Source organism: Cellvibrio sp. ARAG 10.3 (assembly GCF_051846955.1).
Taxonomy (GTDB): Bacteria; Pseudomonadota; Gammaproteobacteria; order Pseudomonadales; family Cellvibrionaceae; genus Cellvibrio.
Genome location: NZ_JBPYCU010000045.1, coordinates 1 through 3235 on the forward strand (window position 1 = coordinate 1; position 3235 = coordinate 3235).

At 51.0% G+C, this 3235-nt stretch carries 4 protein-coding genes; 3 read left to right on the forward strand and 1 reads right to left on the reverse strand.

Features of this window, described 5'->3' with window-relative positions; translation table 11 throughout:
• The 3 genes from ACSV5M_RS21545 to ACSV5M_RS21555 form a co-directional block, all read left to right on the forward strand.
• The coding region (locus tag ACSV5M_RS21545) for a type 4 pilus major pilin (protein WP_439178900.1) at positions 1-254 on the forward strand (254 nt) is incomplete at its 5' end.
• A 15-nt stretch (positions 255-269) separates the two neighbouring features.
• Positions 270-1673, forward strand: a complete 1404-nt coding sequence (locus ACSV5M_RS21550; RefSeq protein ID WP_439178911.1) for a hypothetical protein — start codon at positions 270-272, stop codon at positions 1671-1673.
• A gap of 37 nt (positions 1674-1710) precedes the next feature.
• The gene (locus tag ACSV5M_RS21555; RefSeq protein ID WP_439178912.1) at positions 1711-2082 is read left to right on the forward strand and encodes a hypothetical protein; all 372 of its coding nucleotides are present in this window, start codon (positions 1711-1713) and stop codon (positions 2080-2082) included.
• Positions 2083-2100: 18 nt separating this feature from the next.
• On the opposite strand, the gene ACSV5M_RS21560 is transcribed toward ACSV5M_RS21555, so the two are convergent.
• The gene (locus ACSV5M_RS21560; protein ID WP_439178913.1) at positions 2101-3075 is read right to left on the reverse strand and encodes a hypothetical protein; all 975 of its coding nucleotides are present in this window, start codon (positions 3073-3075) and stop codon (positions 2101-2103) included.
• Between the last annotated feature and the right edge of the window lie 160 nt (positions 3076-3235).

The window sequence follows — 3235 nt, forward strand, 5'->3', positions numbered from 1 at the left end:
ACATGGGCGGTACCGTGACCATTACTCCCGCCACGATCAATACCAGCAACGATGGCTTTCAAGTCGCGCATGCACTGCTGAATGAAAATAACTGCAATAATTTTGTTAACTCGATATTTCCGGATGCGGTCACGATTACCGTTGGAAGCACACAAGTGAAAGCCGCCAACGCATCCAACATCACCGTGGCCACACTCGCTACTGCGTGTAATAACGCGAGTAATACTGTGACGTCGGTGTATGGGAAATATTAAAGCGAGGTGGCTGTGATGCGTCCATTCACTCTGGGTCGCAAACAAGGTGGGTATCTGCAGATAGTGGCAGCGGCTGCACTCATTGTCTTTGGTACGCTGATGGCTATTCAAGTACGCGAGACGGTGAACAAGAGTCGGTCAGACAGTGCTGAGATGGCAGGAGTGCTTGCGGCACAATTCAAGCACGCGCTGCGTGCGATGATTGCTGAACGTGGCACGGGTGTGCCTACAGGGACGTTTACTGGCGTGAACTGGTTGAAACGTACGGGCAGCTGCGCCGGAGCCACTGGATCGGCTGCGTATTTGCCGTGCGAGTTCCCGCAACACTTACCCTTAGGATTGTCGTATCGCACGGTAGTATCCGTCGCATCGGGTACCGTCACGGCGTCCGTGCAGTTGGGTGCGCCGTCAGCGAGTGGCGAAGTGTGGCCACACCTGGCGGGTATCATCGTTACGGCGATCAATGGCGCATCGAACGATTACATCACGCCGGCAACGCAAACCTATCATGTTGCATCCCATAATTTGACGTCTGGCGCGATCAGCATGACAGTGAGCAATGCACCGGAAAATTTGGAATTTCTGAAAAAAGATGGCACCGTTCGTCCCACTGCAGATTTCAATTGGAATAATTTCTCCATCACGAATGTGCGAAATCTGCAAGCGAATGGCACGCTGTCCGTTTCAGGAACCGGATCGTTCGGCTCCACGTTATCAGCACCAACGGTGAATGCGACAAACGTGACGGCTACGGGAGCGCTCAGTGGCCAGACGATTACCGGAACCAATGTCAACGTGAACGGTAATCTCCGCATTGTTCCTGCCAGGTCTGTAGGTGGTGCGTGTTCGACGGGATCAATCGGTCGTACTTCAACAGGCAATATCGTGTCGTGTGTGAGTGGCACCTGGCGAGAAGTGGGTGGCGGTGGCAGTACAGTGATTACGGGATTCCTGGCGAACGGTGCGACGGTACCCATTCCCCAGGGATTCACCGCCGGCCAATGCACCATCTCGGTGGCGAACGCCACCAACTACCACGGACAACGGCCCAATTATTTTGCCGGTGCGCGTGCGAGCGTGGACAGCAATCGACGTGTGATGTGTGGCATTTACGATGACTTTACTTTTCATGCACGGGGGCTATGTGCCTATACCGTTGCCTGTAATGAAACCCCGGTGTCGACTACAACGGGTCCCATTGCCGGCGATACCTATGCAAATACTTTCATGCATCCCACAGGTGCATTTAGCGGCGTTCCCTCAGGTTTCTCGGTGAACGAATGCAGTGTCGCGGCGACAACCTACCAGGGGTCAGTGAGCCGCAATGGCAGTAACTGGTATTTATCCTGCTCTGCGCCACCTCAGCATCCACAAGCACCGTCACTTTGCCCGTACTCGATATCGTGCGTGAAGGTCTAGACATAATTGAGAAGTCGAAGATATCGAGATGAACGCTATGAGTAATCTACCTGTTGGTGCTGAAGAAATAACACTGTTTACTAGTGGGGACGGAGAATTTACAACCCATCCAAAATGTCGCGAATGGACTGAGGCTTTCATTCAATTTGCTAAACGCAAGTTGGGAGAATCACCTACGTGGCGACTGAATGCTTACATTCGTGGTGCGACATTTCTAACGTTCGACGGCTTTTCATCTGATGGGCATGCAGTCTTCGCTATTACAATTGGCATGTCGTCAAAGGAGATCGCATTGCCGGAGATCACTGACGACTGTCAGTTCGACATGGTTCTGCCAGGCATTGTAGATGCGCTTTCTTTTCTTAGAGAGCTGGCTTCTACGTCTGAACATGAAATCACTTTGGTGTGAAAACTTGCCGCATGAGAATCAGGTCTGGGGAAAGACCATCCTGAAAACCAGATGTGCCAAAGTTGAATACTTGACGTCGTAATATTTCTGGTCATTAAGCTGTACCCCTCCAAGCCAATAAACCTTTAGATACGGACGTCTCGCTGCATGATCTTCCAATTCATCAACCATTCGCTTTAACCGAGTACCAGGAGGAAACTTTTTCAAGTCATCAGGTGACACGTAAAGCGATACTGGAAGTGCGTTGTATCTGTCCAGAAATCTCAACGCAAATCCGTCGCCGTACCGTTTATGCAGCCGTGCGCCGCCGTACCAGACGGACAGGGTGGAAAGTTGAGGACTTGAAAAATGTCTGAAAATTTCCTGATAGGAGGATGTCACATTACCCGGTAAGCGAACTTGCTCATAGAGTGCCGCGCCGCCCTTAAGCTCTTCGTAGCAACTCACAAGTGCTTCGAGACTTGATGTTTTTGAGCCGGTACCAGAGGCATAGTGTTCACGCTTCTGTCTGCGAACCACTGGGTCCGTCTCCCGCCTGATGCACTCCAGTTCCTCGACTAATGGATTGTTCGCAGGTATACCAATGTCATCAGGATCTACCGGGTCAAACTGCGTTATCAGGCGCGTCACTTTTTGTGTAATTTGTCGTTGTTGCGCGAATTCTTTGTTGTCGCCACCGCGTTGATTGGCTGTCAGGACGTCATTGAGTTCAACCCATTCACAATCGGCGATATGGGTGTCCCAGACGCGAAAGTGCGCGGACTTTGTCAGTTCTTGTTCTTCGGGCGATTTGTGGTGGTTCACACCAATGACCCGTACTCCCCTGTCAGTGCTGACTCGACAGCGTGGATCGGAGCACAAGAAATTGAATCTGGTTGGAATACGCTTACCTGCGGCCTTTGCCTGCTCAAGCCTTACCGAGTATTGGTAGCAGGCCTCATAAATGTCTATCACTTTATCGAGTTCAACACAGTAGGCTACGTCAATCCGCATAGTGGTTTGGTCCGTTGTATCAAGGATTCTGGTTAAAGGTAGGATAGTAAACATCTTCCGCTGTTTTGGTAGACATTCCCGTCTATTTTGCTACACTAAAGCTGCAATCAGTCCCAATGCTGCCTCATTGGACCCTAGCTGTATGTGGTACAGAATGCAC